This is a genomic window from Agrobacterium sp. CG160-95, assembly GCF_053521725.1.
The window spans coordinates 1103737-1125393 of the sequence record NZ_JBNWDU010000001.1; the positions used below are offsets into that span (position 1 = coordinate 1103737).

The window sequence follows — 21657 nt, forward strand, 5'->3', positions numbered from 1 at the left end:
GCTACTTCTGGCAGGCCGCGCAATAAAAGGTCGAACGACCGGCCTGCACTATCCTTTCAACCGTACCCCCGCAGCCGGGTGTACGGCAAGGCTGGCCTTCCTGATCGTAGACTGAAAAGGAATGCTGAAAATAACCGAGCGTTCCGTCCGTCTGTATATGGTCGCGCAGGGAAGAGCCGCCGGCAGCGATTGCGTCCGCGATCACGTCCCGGATCTTCTCCGTGAGATTGATGAGCTGCGGCTTCGGCTCTCCCGTTTTGGTCACCAGCGTTCCCGCCGCCCGCAAAGGCGAGAGATGGGCACGCCACAGCGCCTCACAGACATAGATATTGCCGAGGCCCGCAATGACCTTCTGGTCCAGCAGCGTGCTTTTTAACGGCTGGCTTTTACCCTGGAACCGGCTCGCGAGATAATCCGCGCTCAGCGCGTTGCCGGTCGGTTCCGGTCCCAGCTCCGCAAAAGCGGGGTAGAGGTCGAGCTTGTTGCGCTCCACCAGATGCATGAAGCCGAAGCGGCGCGGGTCATTATAGATGACGCAGATGCGCTCTTCGCCCTTATCCAGATGAAAGACGACATGATCGTGCTTGCCGTCCTTCGAGCGGGCATAATGAAACGCGCCGGGCGCGTTCCTATTCCCTGCCTCATCTGCCGCCGCCTCGATACGGAACGAGCCGGACATTCCAAGATGGGCAACGATCGTCAGCCCGTCTTCCAGCTCTATCAAGAGATACTTCGCCCTGCGCCCGAGCGATATGATCGTCCTGCCCTCGATCAGGCCCGCGAAGTCCTCCGGGAACGGAAAGCGCAGATCGGGACGGCCAAGGTGGAGCTTGCGGATTCTTGCCCCTTCCATGGTGGGCGCGAGGCCGCGTCTAACGGTTTCGACTTCTGGCAATTCTGGCATCTGGCTTATCCGGCAGTTTATCGTTAGGACCATGTGGTCTATACAATGCACGCGAAATGTCGCGCCCAGGCGATGCGGCAACAGATAGCGTCGCCATGGCGTTTCCGCTATGGTCCGCCACGCAATTAATATGGAGACAGACGATGACCGACGCCCGTACCACTGCCCAAGGCGGCATGGAAACGTCCTATGGCTTCCACAAAGTGGACGAAGGCAAAAAGCAGGGGCTGGTCAACGATGTCTTCCACAAGGTGGCCAAGCGCTACGACATTATGAACGACGTGATGTCGGCCGGCCTGCACCGGCTGTGGAAGGACGCCATGGTGTCCTCGCTTTCACCGCGCAAGGACGCCTCTTATAAGGTGCTTGACGTAGCTGGTGGCACCGGCGATATCGCTTTCCGCATCGTGGAAGCCTCCAACCGTCTGGCGCATGCCACCGTTCTCGATATCAACGGCTCGATGCTTGCCGTTGGCGAGGAGCGCGCTGCAAAACGAAAGCTCTCCGACAATCTGACCTTCGTTGAAGCAAATGCCGAGGAGCTGCCCTTCGAGGCGAATACCTTCGACGCCTATACGGTCGCCTTCGGCATTCGCAACGTACCGCGCATCGACGTTGCGCTGAAAGAAGCCTACCGCGTGCTGAAACGTGGCGGGCGACTGCTGGTGCTGGAATTTTCCGAAGTGGAAATGCCGCTACTCGACCGCGTCTATGATGCATGGTCGTTCAACGCCATTCCGCAATTCGGCAAGATGATCACCGGTGATGCCGAGCCCTATCAATATCTGGTCGAGTCTATCCGCAAATTCCCCAATCAGGAGGATTTCGCGACGATGATCCGTACCGCCGGCTTTTCGCGCGTGACCTATACAAATTACACCGGCGGTATCGCCGCCCTGCATTCCGGCTGGAAGCTTTAAGACCATGCCCGGCAAAAGCAGGAGACAAGCATAAGCATGAGCACTTTGGGCGCATATTTCCGCCTCGCAAGGGTTGGCTGGGTTCTCGTGCGCGAAGGCGTCGTGCTGGCCTTGCCATCCGATGACCTTCCTGCCTCCGCGCAAGTGATGAAGGCGTTGCTGAAGCCATTCGCCCGCAGCAAGGCCAAGCGGGCGCAGCGTAGCGACCGGCTGGCGGTAGCTGTCGAGCGGCTTGGCCCGTCCTATGTGAAGATGGGACAGTTTCTGGCCACAAGGCCGGATGTGGTCGGCGCCGACTTCGCCGACGATCTTGCGAGCCTGCAGGACCGCATGGCATTTTTCCCCGCAGCCGCGGCCAAGGCTAACATCGAAGGTTCGCTCGGGCGGTCTGTTTCAGAACTCTACACGGAATTTGGCGATCCGATCGCCGCCGCTTCCATCGCCCAGGTTCACCCGGCGATAGTGGATACGCCGAAAGGGCCGCGCAAGGTCGCCGTCAAGGTCATTCGCCCCGGCGTTCGCCAGCGCTTCCAGAACGATCTGGAGGCGATGTATCTGATCGCCGACCTGCAACAGCGTTTCGTCCGCTCTGCCCGCCGCCTGCGGCCGGTGGAAGTCACTCGCACGCTGGAACAGACAACCAAGATCGAGATGGATCTGCGGCTTGAGGCCGCCGCCCTTTCCGAACTTGCCGAAAATACCAAAGAAGACCCCGGATTCCGCGTTCCGGAGGTAGATTGGGAACGCACCGGCCGCGATGTCGTCACCATGGAATGGATCGACGGCGTCAAGATGTCGGATATTGAGGGACTGAAGGCTGCCGGTCACGATCTCAACAAGCTGGCTGATACCCTCATCCAGTCCTTCCTGCGGCACACGTTGCGCGACGGCTTTTTCCATGCCGACATGCACCCCGGCAATCTCTTTGTCGATCCGCAGGGCATGATCGTAGCCGTGGATATGGGCATTGCCGGGCGGCTGGGCAAAAAAGAACGCAGGTTCCTTGCCGAAATCCTCTACGGCTTCATCACCCGCGATTACATGCGCGTCGCGGAGGTGCATTTCGAGGCCGGTTATGTGCCGGGCCATCACGACAAAGCCAGCTTTGCGCAGGCGATCCGCGCCATCGGCGAACCGATCCACGGCCAGCCGGCCGAGACGATCTCCATGGGCAAGTTGCTGACGCTACTGTTCGAAGTTACCGAGCTCTTCGACATGGAAACGCGCCCGGAACTGGTGATGCTGCAAAAGACCATGGTGGTGGTGGAAGGCGTATCCCGCATGCTCAATCCGCGTTTCAACATGTGGAAAGCGGCCGATCCGGTCGTCAGCGGCTGGATAAGAGACAATCTTGGCCCGAAACGCATTGTCACCGATCTGAAGGACGGCGTGAAGGCGGCTCTCAAGCTTGCGGAAGCGGCTCCCGAGATCGCTGCCAAGACGGAGAAGCTGCATTCCGACCTGGTGTATATGAGCGAGAACGGCCTGCGTTTCGACGCCCAGACCGCGGAAGCGATCGGCAAGGCGGAAGCGCGCCACACCAGATGGGGCCGGGCGGCGCTCTGGGTGATTGCGCTCACGCTTCTCTATATCGCGATCAGGATCAGCTAAACGATACTCAAACTCGGCGCTCACGCCGGTGCGGCACACTTTCGAACCGAAATTCGCCGGTCTTCCAGTTCGATAGATGCGTACCATGCTGCTGCAACATATCGAGGATAATGACCTGATCTTGATTGAAAGTTAAATGATTGCCGGACGGGAATTGAGATTGATGGCAAAAAATGAAGCCGTAAAACGGGTCCTTACCTATTGCTCGTGGCCCATGGTGTTTTTTCTCGGTCTTACCGGGGCTTATTTCGCTTTTTCGAGTGAGCATCCAATCACCACATTCCTCGCCGTCTACGCGGGCGCGGTGGCCAGCCTTTTTCTTCTTGAGCGTTACATTCCCTATGAGACGGAATGGCTTCAGTCTGATGGTGAAACCGTCAACAATATCGCCCACACGCTCTTGACCAAGGGGCTTGTTCAGCTTGCTGCCACGGCAGCGGTGCTCTTTCCAATGCTGACCGCCATTTTTCTGCAACCTTTGGCGGCCATGAAATTCGATCTGTGGCCTTCTCAATTGCCGATGGTTGCTCAGGTCACGCTCGCCCTGATGATCGCTGAATTCGGTCTCTACTGGGCGCACCGTATCGCCCATGAAACGGTGTTCTTCTGGCGTTTTCACGCGCTTCATCACAGCGTTGTCCGCCTTTGGGTCGTGAATACGGGCCGTTTTCATGTGGCCGACTCGCTGTTCAAGATCGCGCTTAGCCAGATTCCGCTTTATCTCATGGGCGCGCCGTTGCAGGTGTTTTGGTGGCTCGCGGCTGTGACCGCCTTCATCGGCATTCTGACCCATTGCAATGTGGATATGAAAACCGGGCCTCTGGACTACGTGTTCAGCACGCCCCGGCTGCACCGTTGGCACCACTCCAAAGAGCTGCCTGAGGGAAATACCAATTATGGCGAGAACCTTGTCATTTTCGACCAGTTGTTCGGCAGCTATTTCAATCCCGATCGCCCTTCCTCGACCAACATCGGCATCAAGGGAGAAATTGCAAAGGGCTTTCTGCCACAGCTTTTTCAGCCTTTCACCAAGGAAGGGGTTCGCCAGATCATCGGGCGAAACACGAAAGAAAATTGAAGGGATTGGCGGTAATGCCGCCTTCAGGCCGGGAGAATTCCCAGTTCGATCCGCAGCTTCTTCGTCAGCCCTGCGGCAACGAGTTCATAGGAGCGGCGGACATAGTGTTCCAGCTCCTCTTGCTCCAGCGGTGAATGATCGGAGATCGATATCCATTTGCGCTTGGCGAAATAAGGTGCCTGATGGATGCCCTCCAGTGAGGTGAGGATTTCGAAGCTTTCCTCCGAACATTTCACCACAAGCCGCCAGTCGTCACGTTCACCCAAAACGGAAAAGACCTTGTCTCCGACCTTGGCAACGTGGGAATCCCACTGATCGACGAAACGGACGCCCGGCCATTCCCCGAGCAACCTGCCGAATGTCTTGCGATCGAAAAGGCTCATGCGAGTTTCTCCGCGATAAGGGCCGCCAGACGTTTGGCGACTTCGGCCTTGTCCATATCAGGCCAGGCCTCGATACCCTCATTCGAAATGATCTTCACGCTGTTGCGGTCTCCGCCCATGATGCCGGTTTCCGTCGAAACATCATTGGCAACGATATAATCCGCGCCCTTGCGCTCCAGTTTGGCTCGGCCGTTTTTCTCCACATCCTGCGTCTCGGCGGCGAAACCCACCACCAGCTTCGGGCGCTTTTCGTGGTGGCCGACGGTTTTGAGAATATCGGGGTTTTCCATAAGTTGCAGCGCAGGTGGGGCATTGCCCGGCTGCTTTTTGATCTTCTGCTCCGAAGAACCCGCCACCCGCCAGTCGGCGACAGCGGCAACCATGACGGCGATATCCACCGGCAGCCTTGAAATCACCGCATCGCGCATCTCCTCGGCACGCTCGACATGGACCGTTGCAACGCCCGCCGGATCGGCAATCGTGACGGGACCCGAGACCAGCGTTACCTCCGCACCCAATTCCGCAAGCGCAGCTGCGATGGCATGGCCCTGCTTGCCGGAGGAGCGGTTGGCGATGTAACGCACCGGATCGATCGGCTCATGGGTGGGGCCGGAGGTAACGATCGCCGTTCTGCCTTTTAAAGGCTTCGGCCCGCCATCCAGCAAAGCCTCAACGCCTTGGACGATCTGCAAAGGCTCCGCCATACGACCAAGACCAGCCTCGCCCTTTTCCGCCATTTCGCCTGCCATAGGGCCGATGAAAAACACGCCGTCTTTTTTCAGCGTTTCGACATTGCGCACCGTTGGCTTTGCCGACCACATTTTTGGGTTCATGGCAGGTGCGACCAGCACCTTCCGATCGGTCGCCAGAAAGATTGTGGAGGCAAGATCATCAGCCAGACCATTCGCCATCTTCGCCATCAGATCAGCGGTGGCGGGCGCGACCAGCACGAGGTCGCATTCGCGTGCGAGCCGGATATGCCCGACATCCTGCTCGTCCTGCCTCGAAAAAAGCTCGGTGAAGACGTGGGTGGCGGACAGTGCGCCAACAGCAAGCGGAGTGACGAATTCCTGTGCGCCCTTCGTCATGACTGGCGTCACCTTGGCGCCGCGCTCTTTCAGACGGCGGATGAGGTCGAGGCTCTTATAGGCCGCGATGCCGCCGGAGATGATGAGGAGAATATGTTTGCCTGAAAGCGTCATGATGCCGGACCAGTTTCCCGTTTAACCGGGAAACTAAGCCCTTGGCATTCAAAGTGCAATCCGGCTGATATCACGCCGCCTTGGCGACGTGATATTCCTTGATCGCGACCATCTTGATCGCCGGAAACCGCTCGGATTCATACCGCAGCGAGAAGGCATCCTGCGCCAGAAACACCGGATCGCCATCCAGATCGCGAGCGATATCGCCGCGCTTGACGTTGAGGAACTTGTCCATTTCCGCCGGCTGATCGGACGAGATCCAGCGGCAGACGGAAAAGCGAGACATTTCAAACGAGACCGGCAGGCCATATTCGCCCATCAGCCGTTCCTTCAACACATCGAGCTGCAGCGCGCCGACAACGCCGACGATGGCGGGCGAGCCGTCTTCTGGTGAAAAGAGCTGCACGACACCTTCTTCCGCCATCTGCTGCAAAGCTTCCTTCAGCTTCTTCGCCTTCATCGCGTCTTCCAAGCGCACGCGGCGCAGGATTTCCGGCGAGAAGTTCGGCACGCCCTGGAATACGAGGTTTTCACCCTCGGTCAGCGTATCACCGATGCGCAGCGTGCCGTGGTTGGGAATGCCGACCACATCGCCCGCAAAGGCGGTATCGGCCAGCTGGCGCTGTGACGCGAAGAAGAATTGCGGTGCGGTCAGCCCCATGAGCTTGCCGGTGCGCGACAGCCGCGCCTTCATGCCGCGCTCCAGCTTGCCGGAGCAGATGCGGGCAAAGGCGATGCGGTCGCGATGGTTGGGATCCATATTGGCCTGAATCTTGAACACGAAGGCCGTCATCTTGTCTTCCGCCGCATGCACGGTGCGGGTATCCGCCACCTGATCGCGCGGCGGCGGGGCGAAATCACCCAGCGCATTGATGAGGTCGCGCACACCGAAATTGCGCAGCGCCGAACCGAAGAATACCGGCGTCATGTGACCTTCCAGGAACGCCTGACGGTCGAAGGGGCGGCAGGCTTCCAGAGCCAGTTCCGTTTCCTCGATAAAGACCTTTCGCTCATTTTCCGGCAGACGATCGGCCACAGCCTGAGGGCCGTTGACCGAAAGGCCATCCACCTGCGTGTCGTTGCCACGAAAGGTGTTTTCAGCAAGATTGTAAGCGCCACAGAAGCTCTTCGCCCGGCCGACCGGCCAGGTGATCGGCGCGGTATCGAGCGCCAGCTTTTCCTCGACCTCATCCAGAATCTCGAAGGGATCGCGGCTTTCGCGGTCCATCTTGTTGATGAAGGTGATGATCGGAATATCGCGCATGCGGCAAACTTCGAAAAGCTTCAGCGTGCGCGGCTCGATACCCTTGGCGGCATCGATAACCATGATCGCCGCATCCACCGCCGTCAGCGTGCGGTAGGTGTCATCGGCAAAGTCTTCGTGGCCGGGCGTATCGAGGATGTTGAAGACGCGGTCGTTATATTCGAAGGTCATGACCGAAGTGACGACCGAAATGCCGCGCTCGCGCTCGATCTTCATCCAGTCCGAACGGGTCTGGATGCGATCCTTCTTCGCCTTCACCTCGCCGGCAAGCTGGATCGCTCCGCCGAACAGCAGCAGTTTTTCCGTAAGCGTGGTCTTACCCGCGTCCGGGTGCGCAATAATAGCAAAGGTGCGGCGGCGGGAGACCGCCTCGGCAAGTGTTTCGGCCATCTGACAAATCCTGTGGAATTGCGGGGTATCTAGCGTTTCAGGCCCGCATTTGCAATTGACCTTGCCGCGATCTCGGCAAACTAATGCCGCATGACCGTTCAAAATGATAATCGCCCCCTCCTCCGGCTTGTGCGTCTCGCCAATGGCGCAGACCTCGAATTGCCTTCCTATGAAACCCGTGGCGCCGCCGGAATGGACCTGCGCGCCGCAGTGCCGGCCGATGAACCGCTGACTTTGCAGCCGGGCGAACGGGCGCTGGTGCCGACCGGTTTCGTCTTCGAGGTTCCACAAGGCTATGAGGCGCAAATCCGTCCGCGCTCCGGCCTCGCCATCAAGAACGGCATCACCTGCCTCAATTCCCCCGGCACGGTGGACAGCGACTATCGCGGCGAAGTGAAGGTCATTCTCGCCAATCTGGGGCAGGCCGATTTTGTCATCGAGCGCGGCATGCGCATCGCACAGATGGTGATTGCACCAGTTACGCAGGTGGCAGTCAGCGAAGTGGCCGAAACATCCGAGACGGCACGCGGTGCCGGTGGTTTCGGCTCCACGGGGCTTTGACCAGCCCCCTTTATGGGCGATTGTTTTCACCCCTGATTTTCGCTATTGATCTGGCGGATTTTCGGGGAAAATGACCATGACGCTGACGACCCTTCTTGCCTATGCCACCGCACTCTTCATCGCCGCTGCCATCCCTGGCCCCGGCATGACGGCGATCGTGGCGCGGGCGCTTGGATCGGGGTTTCGGGAAACCTTCTTCATGGGCCTCGGGCTGGTGCTGGGCGACATGATCTACCTGACGGGCGTGATCCTCGGCCTCGCCTTCGTGGCGCAGACTTTTCAGGAGGCCTTCATGGTCCTGAAGTTTGCCGGCGCAGCCTATCTTCTCTATATCGCATGGAAGCTCTGGACCGCCGGCCTCTTGCCGCAGGACCTGAAGGCGAAAAAAAGCACCAGCATTCCCATGTCGTTTCTGTCCGGCCTGCTGATCACGCTGGGTAATCCAAAAACCATGCTGTTTTATGTGGCGCTGGTGCCGACGCTGATCGACATCCGCATGATCGGCCCATCGGAATATGCGACACTTCTGGCGCTGACCTTCGTCGTGTTGATGGCCGTTCTCCTGCCTTACATCCTGCTTGCTGCCAAGGCGCGCAACCTCCTGAAACGGCCAAGTGCGTTGACGATCCTCAACCGCACCGCGGCGGGAATTCTGGCGGGAACGGCGACCATGATCGCGATCCGCAGCACCTGAAACGATTTCGTGCATTTGCCTGATTTATCGTGAATTTTTTCCGGTAATCAGATGATATTAGGACGAACGTTCGCTGGCCTGACAAGACTATTGCTCCTATTCTGCCGCTGAAATCTTGCGGCCACACAACGTGTGGCCTTCATACAGGAGAGCATCATGCCCGAAGCCAGAAAGCCCGGACGCGGACGCGTCTATTCCTCCATCACCGAAACAATCGGCGATACGCCGATCGTGCGGCTGGACAAGCTGGCGAGGGAAAAGGGCGTGAAGGCCAATCTTCTCGCCAAGCTGGAGTTCTTCAACCCCATCGCCTCCGTGAAAGACCGCATTGGCGTTGCCATGATCGAAGCGCTGGAAGCCCAGGGCAAGATCACCCCCGGCAAAACGACGCTGGTTGAGCCGACCTCCGGCAACACGGGCATTGCGCTAGCCTTTGCCGCCGCCGCCAAGGGTTACAAGCTGATCTTGACCATGCCGGAAACGATGTCGGTCGAACGCCGGAAAATGCTCGCCTTGCTGGGCGCGGAACTGGTGTTGACTGAAGGCCCGAAGGGCATGAAGGGCGCCATCGCCAAGGCACAGGAACTGGCCGAAACCCTTCCAGACGCGATTATTCCCCAGCAGTTCGAAAACCCCGCAAACCCGGATATTCATCGCAAGACGACGGCGGAAGAAATCTGGAACGATACCGAGGGTGCTGTTGATATTTTTGTTTCGGGCATCGGCACGGGTGGCACTATCACCGGTACGGGCCAGGTGCTGAAATCCCGCAAGCCGGAGGTGAAGGTCATTGCCGTCGAGCCAGCCGACAGCCCGGTTCTTTCCGGTGGCAACCCCGGTCCGCACAAGATCCAGGGCATCGGCGCCGGTTTTGCACCCGCGATCCTCGACACTGGAATCTATGACGAAATCGTCACCGTGACCAATGACGACGCTTTTGAAATCGCCCGTCTGGTGGCGAAGCTGGAAGGCGTACCCGTCGGCATCTCCTCGGGCGCGGCACTCGCAGCGGCGATCAAGGTCGGCGCACGTGAGGAAAATGCCGGCAAGAATATCGTCGTCATCATTCCCTCCTTCGCGGAACGTTACCTTTCGACCGCCCTTTTCGAAGGGCTTGGGCTTTAAGCCGTTCCTCTTCGGTCAGGCCGCAAACGCGCGCCTGACCGCAATGACCGATTGTGCCGCCGGCCATCCGCCAGCGGCACAATTGTTTTAGCCGATAAAGGGCGAAGGAAGGCCGCTTATGCCGCCGCCGTCAGTCTTTCACCGGCAATGCGGTATGAAATGGCTTCCGCCACATGGATACGTCCGACAGTTTGTTTGCCGTCCAAATCAGCCAATGTGCGGGCGACCTTGAGAATGCGATGATAACCGCGTGCGGAGAACTTCAACCGTTCGGCAGCATCGCGCAGCAATTGCAGCCCGGACGCATCGGGCTCCGCATATTTTTCGATCAGCGTTGTCGTGCAGCGAGCGTTGGTGCGAATGCCTGAAGAGCCCGCCGCCGCATAACGCTCCTGCTGCGCAAGGCGGGCGCAAGCGACACGGGCGGCCACCACCGAACTCGGTTCGGCAGTCATGGGACGGATGAGGTCAGTGGCGGAGACGGCGGGAACGTCGATGCGGATATCGATGCGATCCATCAGCGGGCCGGAAATGCGGGCCTGATAATCTGTCATGCAACGTGGCCCTCTGGCGCAAGTGAAACCCGGCTCCCCCGCTCTGCCGCACCGGCAGGGGTTCATCGCAGCGACAAGCTGGATTTCCGCCGGATAGGTGACGCGGTGATTGGCACGGGCAACGATGCATTCGCCCGTTTCCAGCGGCTGGCGCAGCGCATCCAGCACCTGTGGCGCAAACTCCGGGAACTCATCGAGGAAAAGAACGCCGTGGTGGGCAAGTGAAGCCTCACCCGGCTTGGCACGCAGCCCTCCGCCGATCAGCGCGGCCATGGTGGCGGAATGGTGTGGCGTGCGAAACGGTCTGCGGTCCGACAGCTTGCCGCCGGACAATTGGCCGGCGATGGAATGGACCATGGACACTTCCAGCAATTCCGCAGCCTCGAGAGGCGGCAGAATTGAGGGCAAGCGCGCAGCGAGCATGGATTTACCGGAGCCGGGCGGGCCAACCATCAGCAGATTATGGCCACCGGCAGCTGCCACCTCCAACGCGCGCCGGGCCGTCTCCTGCCCCTTGATATCGGCCAGATCCGGCAAATTGACCGGATTAGCACGGATGGCGGGCATCGGGCGGGAGAGAAGCTGGGTGCCGCGAAAATGGTTGGCAAGCGCAATAAGGCTGCGTGGGGCGAGAATATCGATGCCAGCCCCGGCCCAGGCTGCTTCCGGCCCGCTATCAGCCGGGCAAATCAAACCCTTCCCGAGCGCATTGGCACCGATGGCCGCGGGCAGAGCGCCCGAAACCGTGCCGATGGTGCCATCGAGATTGAGTTCGCCGAGAACCACATATTGCCCGAGCGCTTCCGCCGGTATCGCTCCCAAAGCGGCCATGAGACCCAAAGCGATCGGAAGATCGAAATGCGATCCTTCCTTGGGCAAATCCGCAGGCGCCAGATTGACCGTGACTTTTTTTGCCGGCAGCGCCAGACCGGAGGCGTGGAGCGCGGCCTGCACACGCTCCCGGCTTTCCGCCACCGCCTTGTCCGGCAGGCCGACGATCTGGATGCCGACTTTTCCGGGTGCGACCATCACCTGCACCTCGACCGGCACACCCTCTATTCCCTGAAATGCAACCGTATTGACCCGTGCCACCATGGCCTGCCCCCGCAAACCGGCCACAACATCAAAGCATTATGCCCCGATGGCGGCCACTCTCAAGTAACCTGCCACAGAGAAAAGAATAAAACAAGAACATTAAGCGAACAATTTCGCGCGAACGGTGTATTTCAGTTGTATAGAGTTGTGCACGCGGAACAAACGCAGGTGGCGAGGAAATTGCCTCAGAAATCCTGTGCTTCGCGCTTTTTCTCGATCGCATCCCACAACAGGCTTGCCACATCGGCACCGCCGAATTTCTGCACTTCACGAATGCCTGTCGGTGAGGTGACGTTGATTTCCGTGAGGTAATCGCCGATCACATCGATGCCAACGAACAGGAAACCGCGCTCGCGCAGGGCGGGGCCGATGCGGCGGCAGATTTCCCTCTCACGCGCGGTGAGTTCCGTTGGCTCCGGGCGGCCGCCGGCATGCATGTTGGAGCGGGCATCATTTTCCGCCGGCACGCGGTTGATCGCGCCCACGGGCTCGCCATCCACCAGAAGGATACGCTTGTCGCCCTTGCGAACATCCGGCAAGTATTCCTGGGCGATATAGGGTTCGCGGAACATCTGGCCGAACATTTCCAGCAGCGATGAGAAATTGCGGTCGTCCCGCGCGGAATGGAAGACGCCTGCACCACCATTGCCATAAAGCGGCTTGAGGATGATATCGCCCATTTCATTGCGGAAGCGGGCGATTTCAGAGACATCCTTGGTGATCAGCGTCTTCGGCATCAGATCGGCGAATTCGGTGACGAAAATCTTTTCCGGCGAGTTGCGGACCCAGGCGGGATCGTTGACAACAAGCGTTTTGGGATGAATGCGCTCGAGTAAATGGGTCGATGTGATGTAGGCCATGTCGAATGGCGGATCCTGTCGCAGATGAATGACATCCATGGTCGAGAGATCGACCCGCTCCGGCTCCGAGAGCGAAAAATGGTCGCCCTTGATATCGCGCAGTTCCATCTGTTCGACGGTCGCGTAGATCTTGCCATCCCGCATGGAGAGGCGTTCGGGGGTATAGTGAAACAGCCGGTATCCACGTGCCTGCGCCTCAAGGCTCATGGCGAAGGTGGAGTCGCCGGCGATATTGATGCCGGAGACATGATCCATCTGGATCGCGACGTTCTTGATCTTCGCCATGCGCATCTTCCTCTTGCAGCATGCGGACGCTTCGCGGTTCCGCCGTGCCCATTGCCTCGTCTGTTCGCGATTCCCCGCAGGACCGGAAGAGACCCGGAAATGCTTCAGAAAACCCTGAAGATGTAGGGCAGCGACCATTCAAACGCAACTGCTGCGAGGGGTGCTTTTTGTGAGTTTTATTGAACCTCCAGAATTCCGCAGGTGGCGCTGCGCAGAGCCTCACCTGACGGAGTGTTTTACCAGTTCAGGCCGCCAGCTTGTAGGAACGACCGGCAAACAGCTTGTTCTTGACCCGGTAGGCCAGAGCCAGCGCCGTGGGGAAAGGACGGCGCATGAAGGCAACCTTGCGGACATACTCATCCACGCGCCAGGTGGCCCATGTACCCGCGCGGAAATAAGCGACGTCACCCACCCGCAGGATACTGACTGTGCCGTCTTCCGCCGTCACATGCACCTCACCCTCAAGGATATAGACCGTCTCGTCCCAACCGAAGAACCAGCGGAACTCGCCCGCCGTACAATCCCACATGGCTGTGCTGGAGGCGCGGTCTCCGCTTCTGGAATGATCCGCCGCACGCGCCTGAGGATCGCCGGAGATGATCCAGTCGGGGTTGATGGGGGCCGGCTGCAGCCGCAAATCGGTGCAGGACGCGCTAACCACGCTCTCGTCTTTTGCCCGGCGCAAAGAGGCGGGCAATATCTGCACCGTGCGGATGGCCATGGTGGCAGCCGCCGCGAACATCATCTTTAAAGGCATATTAGAAAACCCCCGTGAAATATTGGAGATCTTCTATCATCGGGATCGTAACGAAGCGGTTTTGACAATCGGCGCAATTTTAGTCATCGCGCCGATTTCTTATCGTCCACTCAGGCCGTTGCCAGGTGCACGGGCTGCGCCACAGCCTGTTCCGCCTTGCCGGCAATGCGCTTGCCGGTCTCGCTGGAGAAGAAGTGCAGCTTGTCCGGAGATATGGCGACCGACAAGGTAGCCGGAATCTCGACCTCCGGCGAAAACGCCACAGTCAGGTTCTGGTCGCCGATCATGCCGTGGATAAGACGCTGCGAGCCGAGTTCCTCGATATACTCGACGCGTAGCGAAAAACCGGGCTCACCTGCCGCCGCCAGGCGGAAATCTTCCGCCCGCATTCCCACAGTAACCGGGCCGGAGGTGGGGGCGAAACCGTTGAGCGCGATCAGCGACGGCCCGACGGCAAGGCTATCCCCATGCAACTCGCCGCTCAGCAGGTTCATGGCGGGAGAACCGATGAAGCTTGCGACAAAGGTGGAAGCGGGGGTGTGATAGACCTCAAGCGGTGCGCCGATCTGTTCGATGCGGCCGCCGTTCAGCACCACCAGACGATCTGCCAGCGTCATGGCTTCCAGCTGATCGTGCGTGACGTAGATCGAAGTGGTGCCGAGGCGCTTTTGCAGGCGCTTGATCTCGCCGCGCATGGAAACGCGCAGTTTGGCATCAAGGTTGGACAGGGGCTCATCAAACAGGAAGGCCGCCGGTTTGCGCACGATGGCGCGGCCCATGGCGACTCGCTGACGCTGGCCGCCGGAAAGGGCGCGCGGCTTGCGCTCCAGATAGGGTTCGAGCTGCAGCATGCGGGCGGCCTCGGCCACGCGCGCATCGATCTCCGCCTTCGGCGTCTTGCGGTTCTTCAACCCGTATTCCAGGTTCTGGCGCACCGACATATGCGGATAGAGCGCATAGTTCTGGAACACCATGGCGATATCCCGGTCAGCCGGATCTACCTGGTTGACCACCCGGTCACCGATCTTCACCGTGCCTTCGGAAATATCCTCAAGTCCGGCCACCATACGCAGGAGCGTGGACTTGCCGCAGCCGGAAGGACCGACGAGAACAATGAACTCGCCGTCCCTGATGTCGATATCGACGTGATGCACGGCACGCACGCCGCCGTGATAATCCTTGCAGACCTGACTGATTTCTATCGCGGCCATTTTCGGTTTCCTTATTTGTCGCTTTCCGTCAGGCCCTTGATGAACCAGCGCTGGAAGATCACGACGATCATCACAGGCGGCAGCATGGCCAGAACGGCAAGCGCGAAAGCTTCGTTGTAATCGGGGATTTGCGAACCGACCCAGACTTGCAGGATCGACTTGATGCCGCGCATCAGGGTGAAGAAACTCTCGTCCGTGGTCATCAGCATGGGCCAGAGGTACTGGTTCCAGCCGTAAACGAACATGATGATGAAGATCGCCGCCATCATGGTACGGGAAAGCGGGATGATCACATCAATGAAGAACTTGACCGGGCCCGCACCGTCTATGCGAGCGGCTTCCAGCAATTCTTCAGGAATGGATTTGAAGAACTGCCGGAAATAGAAGGTGCCCGTCGCAGACGCCAGAAGCGGCACGATCAGACCGGTGTAGGAGTTCAAGAGGCCGAGTTTGCTCATCACCTCATAGGACGGCATGATGCGTACTTCGAGCGGCAGAAGCAGGGTGGTGAAGATGATCCAGAAGGCAAGCGTTGCAAACCGGAACCGGAAATAGACGATCGCATAGGCTGCCATCATCGACAGGACGATCTTGCCGACGGCAAAACCGATGCCGAGGATCAGCGAGTTGAGCACCATGTTGAGACCGGTGATCTGCCCGGTAAAGCCGCCCTTCTGCGTCAGGACCTTTTCATAGGTTCCGACGAAATTGTCGCCCGGAACGAGTGTCAGGCCGCTGCGGTGGATTTCCGCCGCCGTATGGGTGGACGTCATGAATGCCACGACGACAGGCAATATCAGGAAGAGTGCGCCGATGATCAGCACCAGATGGTCGAGGGGTTTTGTCTTGTACATTGTCTTTTCCCTCAATTGTAATGGATGCGTTTTTCGATGAAGCGGAACTGGATGATGGTCAGAACGAAGACGACCAGCATCAGGATGACGGACTGGGCAGAGGAACCGCCGATGTCATTGCCGCGGAAACCGTCGAGAAAGACCTTGTAGACCAGCGTAATCGGATTGTTGGCGGCCTTGTCCTTCACCATCACGTCGATAATGCCGAACGTATCGAACAGCGAATAGGTGATGTTGATGATCAGCAGGAAGAAGGCAGTCGGTGCCAGAAGCGGCATGATGACCGTCCAGAACCGGCGCACGCTCGATCGGCAATCTATGGCGGCAGCCTCACGCACGGCGACGGATACACCCTGCAATCCGGACAGGAAGAAAATGAAATTATAAGGGATCTGCTTCCAGACCGCGACGGCAATCATGGCGAAGGCTGTATCGAAGTAGTTGAGGCCAACCTTCATATCCCAGCCCAAAAACGCAGCCATCTTGACGAAAGGCCCGATATGCTGGTCGAAAAACATCATGCCGATGAGACCCGCAACCGGCGGCGCGATGGCGTAAACGGAGATCAGCAACGTCTTGTAGGCGGAACTGCCGCGAATGACCGCATCGGCCTTGACCGCAAGCAAAAGACCGAGCGCCAGCGAAAAGAAAGTGACCAGCACGGTAAAGACAACCGTGAATTTGGCGATGTTTAGATATTCCGGATTGAAGATGGCATCGGAATAATTGGCGAAGCCCACGAACGTTGCACCGAACCCGAAAGGGTCTTCGATAAAGAACGACGATTGCACGGCCTGGACGGAGGGCCAGTAGAAGAAGATGAAAATCACCGCCAGTTGCGGCGCCAGAAACAGATAGGGCACGTAGGACGAGGAGAACTGCACGCGCTTCATGCTGGCTTCTGCGGCCTTCGCCGTTTTTCCGGTTTTTGCAGACCGGCCGGATAGAAACCGGGCCAGACGCGGTTGAGACGATGTATAGGCCACGCTTGCGCCTCCTTAATCCAAGAGCGAGCCTCCTTTCCGGCGGAAAGGAGGCTCGACAACTATCGTTGGTTTCAAAAAGGGAGATCAGCCGGCCGTTTTAGCGAAACGGGCGAGAAGATCGTTGCCTTCCTTTTCGATGATGTCGAAGGCGTCCTTCGGCGTTACTTCGCCGGAGAAGATGCGGTTGTATTCGCGTTCCATGATGGAGCGGATCTGCGGGTAGAAACCGAGGCGGTAGCCCTTGGACCATTCGCCTGAAGGCAGCGACAGCTGCTGGATACCGACTTCGGCGGCAGGCTTTTCCTTGTAGAAGCCTTCAGCCTTGGCCTTTTCGTAAGCGGCCGTGGTGATAGCGACGTAACCGGTTGCCTTGTGGTAGAAGACCTGGATTTCCGGCGAAGTCAGGAACTGGAAGAAGTCAGCCACGCACTTGTTTTCGGCTTCAGACTTGCCCGACATTGCAAAGAGGGCAGCGCCGCCGATGAAGGAGTTGGTGCCAGCGCCCTTGATGGAGCCCCAGTAGGGAAGGAAGGTTGCCGAGAACGGCATGGACGCCGTCTTCTGCAGGCCACCGAACGAACCCGAGGAACCGATCCAGAGGGCAACCTTGCCTTCTTCGAAGGGCTTCTGGTTGTCGTTCCAGCCGGCGCCGTAGTAGGCGAACAGACCCTTGTCTTTCCAGTCCTTCAGCTTGTCGAACATCATGACGAGGTTCGGGTCGGTGACCTTGAGCTTGGTGTCAGTGACGCTGTCGTAACCATTGTTGTTGGTTGCGAACTGGATGTTGTTGCGGGAGAAGAAGTTCTCCGTGAACTGCCAGGTGAGCTGCGACTGGACGAGCGGGATGTAACCGGCTTCCTTCAGCTTCGGTGCGACCTTTTCAAAATCTTCCCAGGTCTTCGGAGCTTCGACGCCGGCCTTCTTCAGGGCTTCGTCGTTGACATACATGATCGGCGCGGAAGTGTTGAAAGGCATGCCGACGAACTTGCCGTCAGCGGCAGCGTAGAAATAGCGGACGCCGTTGATGAAGGCTTCGCGGTCGAACTTGTAACCGGCCTTGTTGATGAGGTCTTCCGCAGGAATGACAGCGCCCTTGGCGTTGATGATGGTGGCAGCGCCAGCATCGAAAACCTGGAGAATGTTCGGCTGTTCGCCCGAACGGAAAGCAGCGATGCCGCTTGCAAGCGCTTCTTCGTATGAGCCCTTGGAAACCGGCGTCAGAGCGCATTCCTTCTGGGCTTCGTTGAACTTCTGCGAAACTTCGTTGATGACTTCGCCGTTACGGCCGCCCATGCCGTGCCACCAGGTGATGTTGGTCGCAGCCATGGAAGACGTTGCCGAAATGCTGACCGCCACTGCGGCCATGGAAATCTTCTTCAACATTACTAAATCCTCTCCACCATTTATTGGGATGAGGATGCGAATAGAGACGTTCCGTGACGCCTCTTTAACGGTTTTATGTCAGATTTATTACAGTCACTGCGATGGGGACTCCATTCTTCCAGAAACGGATGTCTCAAGCGTCCTTGCGCTTTATCGGGCGAGCCGGATTTCCGACCACCGTCGTCCCGGCCAAGACATCCCGCGTCACCACCGAACCGGCCCCAACAATCGCGCCATCGCCAATGGTGATGCCGGCCAGAAGGATCGCGCCGCCGCCGATCCAGACATCGCGACCGATCGTGACCGGCTTTGCGATTTCAATGCCTTGCGAACGCGCAACCGGGTCCAGGTGATGTTCGGCGCAATAGATCTGCACGGCCGGCCCCAACATCGCGCCATCGCCAATCCGCACGGGCGCAGAATCTAGAATGACGCAGCCGGTATTGAGATAGACGTTCGCACCCAACGTAATGTTGAAGCCGTAAGCGCAATGAAACGGTGCTTCGATAAAGGCTCCTTCCGCAACGGAGGCAAAGAGCGCCCGCAGCAAAGGCGACATGGCCTCACGCTCATCCGGCGGCGCGGTGTTGTGCTGGTGAACGGCACGGCGGGCGCGGGCACGCAGCACGTCCAGTTCGGCATCCATGCAACAATACCATTCGCCCGCAGCCATTTTTTCCCGCTCAGTGGACATTGCCTCCCCCCTCAAAAAGCGTCGATGAAATGCTGCGGCAGGCGTCGTGGCAGGACTGCGACGATATCGAAACGCAACGAAAACCGCGCGGCATCCTTGCGGCGGGAGAGCCAAATATCGGCAGCCGCCCGAATGCGCTGTTGCGAACGGAAGCCGACCGCATCGACAGCCCCGGCACCGGAAGGCCGCGCCTTGACCTCGACGATGGCGACGACATCCTTCTTGCGGGCAATGAGATCGATTTCCCCTAGTCGGGTTCGATAACGAATGGCGAGGATGCGGTATCCCCGAAACAGCAGATAGAGTGCTGCCCAGTATTCCGCAGCGTGGCCGCGTCGCTCGGCCTTTCGTCTCTTGTTCGTTTGCCCGTCAGCGGCCATCCGCATCCTTCATATCCAGCAGCCGTTGATAAAGCTCCTTGCGCGGCAGGCCCGTCAGCTTTGCCGCCTCGGCTGCGGCCCTCGCGGCAGGCATGGTTGTGACGAGATCCTTCAGGAGTCTCTCGACATCCTCGATATCGGGAATTTCGTCATAAGAGGGCGGCTCTATCAGGAGCACGATCTCGCCCTTCACCACACGGTCCTCGTCGTAATATTCCGCAAGCTCGCCCAGCGTGCCACGCCGGAACTCCTCGAAAGTCTTGGTCAGCTCACGGCACACCACAGCGCGGCGATCGCGGCCAAGGACTTCCGATGCCACCTTTACGGAGGTTCCAATGCGGCGTGGCGATTCAAAAAACATGAGGGTGGCCGGAATTTTCGCAAGCTCGGCAAAACGGTCGCGCTTGCCGCGATCCTTTACGGGCAGAAAGCCCGCGAACAGAAAGGCGTCACTCGGCATGCCAGAACCGACAAGGGCAGCAAGCGGCGCCGACGCTCCCGGCACCGGCACGACGCGATGACCGGCCTCCAGCGCGAGCTGACCAAGGCGATAACCGGGATCGGAGACGAGTGGCGTTCCGGCATCCGACACCAGCGCCACGGATTTTCCGGCCTCCAAAGCGGCGATGAGTTTTGGTCCCGCTTCCTGCGCATTATGCTCGTGATAGGAGAGCGGACGTGTGCGGATACCGTAACGCTCAAGCAAAATGCGGGTGACGCGGGTATCCTCGCAGGCTAGGACGTCGGCCGAAGCCAGCGTTTCCAGCGCCCGGATGGTGATGTCGCCGAGATTGCCGATGGGGGTGGCCACGAGATAGAGCGCCGGCTCCAACGGCCGCGCCGGAATAGTGGCCGTGCCGATCCTGAAGCTCTTGGTCGCCTGTCCGGCGTCGCTGTTCGATATTTCTTCCGTCACACGGCTTCCAATCATTCTGGCCGATCATTCCCGGCCGGTCGCTCCAGTTTTACCCCTTTATGGGCAATAGAAAACCGGCGAACAAGGTCCACGGGCGGTCACAGGCTGTGGATCATGCTGTATAGCAGCAAAATGACCGGCGGCAGATGCACTCGGCTCTTGCATTTTCTGCAATAACTCTGCCATTTTGCCCGTCCACATTATCCGGCGTTCCGGCCGGTCAAGACTCTTCTTACCGATCCGGCGGTGGCCGGGTCGCAACGGTTGAAAGCGGTAGCGTCCATGCGTATTACTCTTGAGCGGTCGAACCTTCTTAAATCGCTGAACCACGTCCACAGGGTCGTCGAGCGTCGTAACACGATCCCGATCCTGTCCAACGTTCTGCTGCGCGCATCCGGCGCCAATCTGGATATGAAGGCGACCGACCTCGACCTCGAAATCACCGAAGCGACGCCGGCCATGGTGGAGCAGGCGGGCGCGACCACCGTGCCGGCGCATCTGCTTTATGAAATCGTGCGCAAGCTGCCGGATGGTTCCGAAGTGCTTCTGGCCACCAATCCGGATGGCTCCACAATGACGGTTGCTTCCGGCCGTTCGAAATTCTCGCTGCAATGCCTTCCAGAAACCGATTTCCCGGATCTGACCGCCGGTACCTTCAGCCACACCTTCAAACTGAAGGCGACCGACCTGAAGATGCTGATCGACCGGACGCAATTTGCGATTTCGACCGAAGAGACACGCTATTATCTGAACGGCATCTTCTTCCACACCATCGAAAGCAACGGCGACCTCAAGCTGCGCGCAGTTGCGACGGACGGTCACCGTCTTGCGCGCGCCGATGTGGATGCGCCTTCCGGCTCCGAAGGCATGCCGGGCATCATCATTCCGCGCAAGACCGTCGGCGAATTGCAGAAGCTGATGGACAATCCCGAACTTGATGTCACCGTCGAGGTATCGGACGCGAAAATCCGCCTGACCATCGGCTCGGTCGTTTTGACCTCGAAGCTGATCGACGGCACCTTCCCGGATTACCAGCGCGTCATCCCCACCGGCAACGACAAGGAAATGCGCGTCGATTGCCAGACCTTCGCCCGTGCGGTCGATCGCGTGTCGACCATCTCTTCCGAGCGTGGCCGCGCCGTGAAGCTGGCGTTGACCAACGGCCAGCTGACGCTGACCGTCAACAATCCGGATTCCGGCAGTGCAACGGAAGAAGTGGCTGTCGGTTACGACAATGATTCGATGGAAATCGGCTTCAATGCCAAATATCTCCTCGACATCACCTCGCAGCTTTCCGGTGAAGACGCGATTTTCCTTCTGGCGGATGCGGGCTCGCCAACGCTCGTTCGCGACACCGCCGGCGACGATGCGCTTTATGTTCTGATGCCGATGCGCGTTTAAATTGGACTTTTTGTCTTCGAATCAATCAAAAAACGCCGGTGGATCGCTCCACCGGCGTTTTTTGATTCGGCGCAGATAGATTTCTAACGCTAAACGAATTTTTCCAATTACGACATTTTGCCTTGTTTTAGCGCCAAATGAGATAAACA

Annotated in this window: 21 protein-coding genes; 7 read left to right on the top strand and 14 right to left on the bottom strand. The window is 58.7% G+C overall.

Going from position 1 to position 21657, the window contains the following annotated elements:
* Position 1: 1 nt before the first annotated feature.
* A complete protein-coding gene (gene mutM, locus ACQZ63_RS05470; protein ID WP_111782858.1) occupies positions 2 to 904 on the bottom strand; it encodes a bifunctional DNA-formamidopyrimidine glycosylase/DNA-(apurinic or apyrimidinic site) lyase in 903 nt (300 codons plus the stop codon).
* A gap of 143 nt (positions 905 to 1047) precedes the next feature.
* Between mutM and ubiE the strand changes: the two genes are divergently transcribed.
* The 3 genes from ubiE (at position 1048) to olsE (ending at position 4513) form a co-directional block, all read left to right on the top strand.
* Positions 1048 to 1824 carry a bifunctional demethylmenaquinone methyltransferase/2-methoxy-6-polyprenyl-1,4-benzoquinol methylase UbiE gene (gene ubiE, locus ACQZ63_RS05475; RefSeq protein WP_080799684.1) on the top strand — a complete coding sequence of 259 codons (777 nt, stop codon included), beginning with the start codon at positions 1048 to 1050 and terminating at the stop codon, positions 1822 to 1824.
* 36 nt (positions 1825 to 1860) lie between these two features.
* On the top strand, positions 1861 to 3435 hold the full coding sequence (gene ubiB / locus ACQZ63_RS05480; protein ID WP_113555581.1) for a 2-polyprenylphenol 6-hydroxylase: 1575 nt from the start codon (positions 1861 to 1863) through the stop codon (positions 3433 to 3435).
* Positions 3436 to 3598: 163 nt separating this feature from the next.
* Positions 3599 to 4513: an ornithine lipid hydroxylase OlsE gene (gene olsE / locus ACQZ63_RS05485; protein WP_112675293.1), complete on the top strand. Its 915-nt coding sequence runs from the start codon at positions 3599 to 3601 to the stop codon at positions 4511 to 4513.
* A gap of 23 nt (positions 4514 to 4536) precedes the next feature.
* On the opposite strand, the gene ACQZ63_RS05490 is transcribed toward olsE, so the two are convergent.
* The 3 genes from ACQZ63_RS05490 to ACQZ63_RS05500 all read right to left on the bottom strand — a co-directional run bounded on the left by ACQZ63_RS05490 (position 4537) and on the right by ACQZ63_RS05500 (position 7752).
* Positions 4537 to 4896, bottom strand: coding sequence for an MmcQ/YjbR family DNA-binding protein (locus ACQZ63_RS05490; protein WP_113555582.1), 360 nt, complete (start codon positions 4894 to 4896; stop codon positions 4537 to 4539).
* Positions 4893 to 6098, bottom strand: coding sequence for a bifunctional phosphopantothenoylcysteine decarboxylase/phosphopantothenate--cysteine ligase CoaBC (coaBC, locus tag ACQZ63_RS05495; protein ID WP_113555583.1), 1206 nt, complete (start codon positions 6096 to 6098; stop codon positions 4893 to 4895). The genes ACQZ63_RS05490 and coaBC overlap by 4 nt, the downstream gene beginning before the upstream one ends.
* Before the next feature lie 70 nt (positions 6099 to 6168).
* Positions 6169 to 7752: a peptide chain release factor 3 gene (locus ACQZ63_RS05500; protein ID WP_003514729.1), complete on the bottom strand. Its 1584-nt coding sequence runs from the start codon at positions 7750 to 7752 to the stop codon at positions 6169 to 6171.
* 90 nt (positions 7753 to 7842) lie between these two features.
* Here ACQZ63_RS05500 and dut point away from each other — a divergent pair, with 90 nt between their 5' ends.
* The 3 genes from dut to cysK all read left to right on the top strand — a co-directional run bounded on the left by dut (position 7843) and on the right by cysK (position 10132).
* Entirely contained in the window at positions 7843 to 8313 is a 471-nt protein-coding gene (gene dut / locus ACQZ63_RS05505) for a dUTP diphosphatase (RefSeq protein WP_025592237.1), read from the top strand.
* Positions 8314 to 8389: 76 nt separating this feature from the next.
* Positions 8390 to 9007, top strand: a complete 618-nt coding sequence (locus tag ACQZ63_RS05510) for a LysE family translocator (RefSeq protein WP_019564444.1) — start codon at positions 8390 to 8392, stop codon at positions 9005 to 9007.
* A gap of 156 nt (positions 9008 to 9163) precedes the next feature.
* Positions 9164 to 10132: a cysteine synthase A gene (gene cysK / locus ACQZ63_RS05515; protein WP_003514725.1), complete on the top strand. Its 969-nt coding sequence runs from the start codon at positions 9164 to 9166 to the stop codon at positions 10130 to 10132.
* Positions 10133 to 10248: 116 nt separating this feature from the next.
* Here the strand turns inward: cysK and ACQZ63_RS05520 are convergent, their stop codons facing one another.
* The 10 genes from ACQZ63_RS05520 to rsmI all read right to left on the bottom strand — a co-directional run bounded on the left by ACQZ63_RS05520 (position 10249) and on the right by rsmI (position 20122).
* Positions 10249 to 11781, bottom strand: a complete 1533-nt coding sequence (locus ACQZ63_RS05520; protein ID WP_113555654.1) for a YifB family Mg chelatase-like AAA ATPase — start codon at positions 11779 to 11781, stop codon at positions 10249 to 10251.
* 185 nt (positions 11782 to 11966) lie between these two features.
* Positions 11967 to 12926 (bottom strand): glutathione synthase, encoded by a 960-nt coding sequence (gene gshB, locus ACQZ63_RS05525; RefSeq protein ID WP_038489624.1) that lies wholly within the window; start codon positions 12924 to 12926, stop codon positions 11967 to 11969.
* A 244-nt stretch (positions 12927 to 13170) separates the two neighbouring features.
* Positions 13171 to 13683, bottom strand: a complete 513-nt coding sequence (locus ACQZ63_RS05530; protein ID WP_113555584.1) for a cupin domain-containing protein — start codon at positions 13681 to 13683, stop codon at positions 13171 to 13173.
* A 110-nt stretch (positions 13684 to 13793) separates the two neighbouring features.
* On the bottom strand, positions 13794 to 14894 hold the full coding sequence (locus ACQZ63_RS05535) for a sn-glycerol-3-phosphate import ATP-binding protein UgpC (protein WP_112682598.1): 1101 nt from the start codon (positions 14892 to 14894) through the stop codon (positions 13794 to 13796).
* 11 nt (positions 14895 to 14905) lie between these two features.
* Positions 14906 to 15748, bottom strand: a complete 843-nt coding sequence (gene ugpE, locus ACQZ63_RS05540; protein WP_003514715.1) for a sn-glycerol-3-phosphate ABC transporter permease UgpE — start codon at positions 15746 to 15748, stop codon at positions 14906 to 14908.
* 11 nt (positions 15749 to 15759) lie between these two features.
* A complete protein-coding gene (locus tag ACQZ63_RS05545) occupies positions 15760 to 16734 on the bottom strand; it encodes an ABC transporter permease subunit (RefSeq protein WP_013635351.1) in 975 nt (324 codons plus the stop codon).
* A gap of 84 nt (positions 16735 to 16818) precedes the next feature.
* On the bottom strand, positions 16819 to 18117 hold the full coding sequence (locus ACQZ63_RS05550) for an extracellular solute-binding protein (protein WP_003514712.1): 1299 nt from the start codon (positions 18115 to 18117) through the stop codon (positions 16819 to 16821).
* Positions 18118 to 18250: 133 nt separating this feature from the next.
* Positions 18251 to 18811 carry a sugar O-acetyltransferase gene (locus ACQZ63_RS05555; RefSeq protein ID WP_111782865.1) on the bottom strand — a complete coding sequence of 187 codons (561 nt, stop codon included), beginning with the start codon at positions 18809 to 18811 and terminating at the stop codon, positions 18251 to 18253.
* 11 nt (positions 18812 to 18822) lie between these two features.
* Entirely contained in the window at positions 18823 to 19191 is a 369-nt protein-coding gene (locus ACQZ63_RS05560; protein WP_003514708.1) for a YraN family protein, read from the bottom strand.
* Positions 19181 to 20122 carry a 16S rRNA (cytidine(1402)-2'-O)-methyltransferase gene (gene rsmI, locus ACQZ63_RS05565; RefSeq protein WP_003514706.1) on the bottom strand — a complete coding sequence of 314 codons (942 nt, stop codon included), beginning with the start codon at positions 20120 to 20122 and terminating at the stop codon, positions 19181 to 19183. The genes ACQZ63_RS05560 and rsmI overlap by 11 nt, the downstream gene beginning before the upstream one ends.
* 267 nt (positions 20123 to 20389) lie before the next feature.
* Here rsmI and dnaN point away from each other — a divergent pair, with 267 nt between their 5' ends.
* Complete coding sequence (gene dnaN, locus ACQZ63_RS05570) at positions 20390 to 21508, top strand: DNA polymerase III subunit beta (RefSeq protein WP_003514704.1); 1119 nt, start codon at positions 20390 to 20392, stop codon at positions 21506 to 21508.
* Positions 21509 to 21657: the final 149 nt, after the last annotated feature.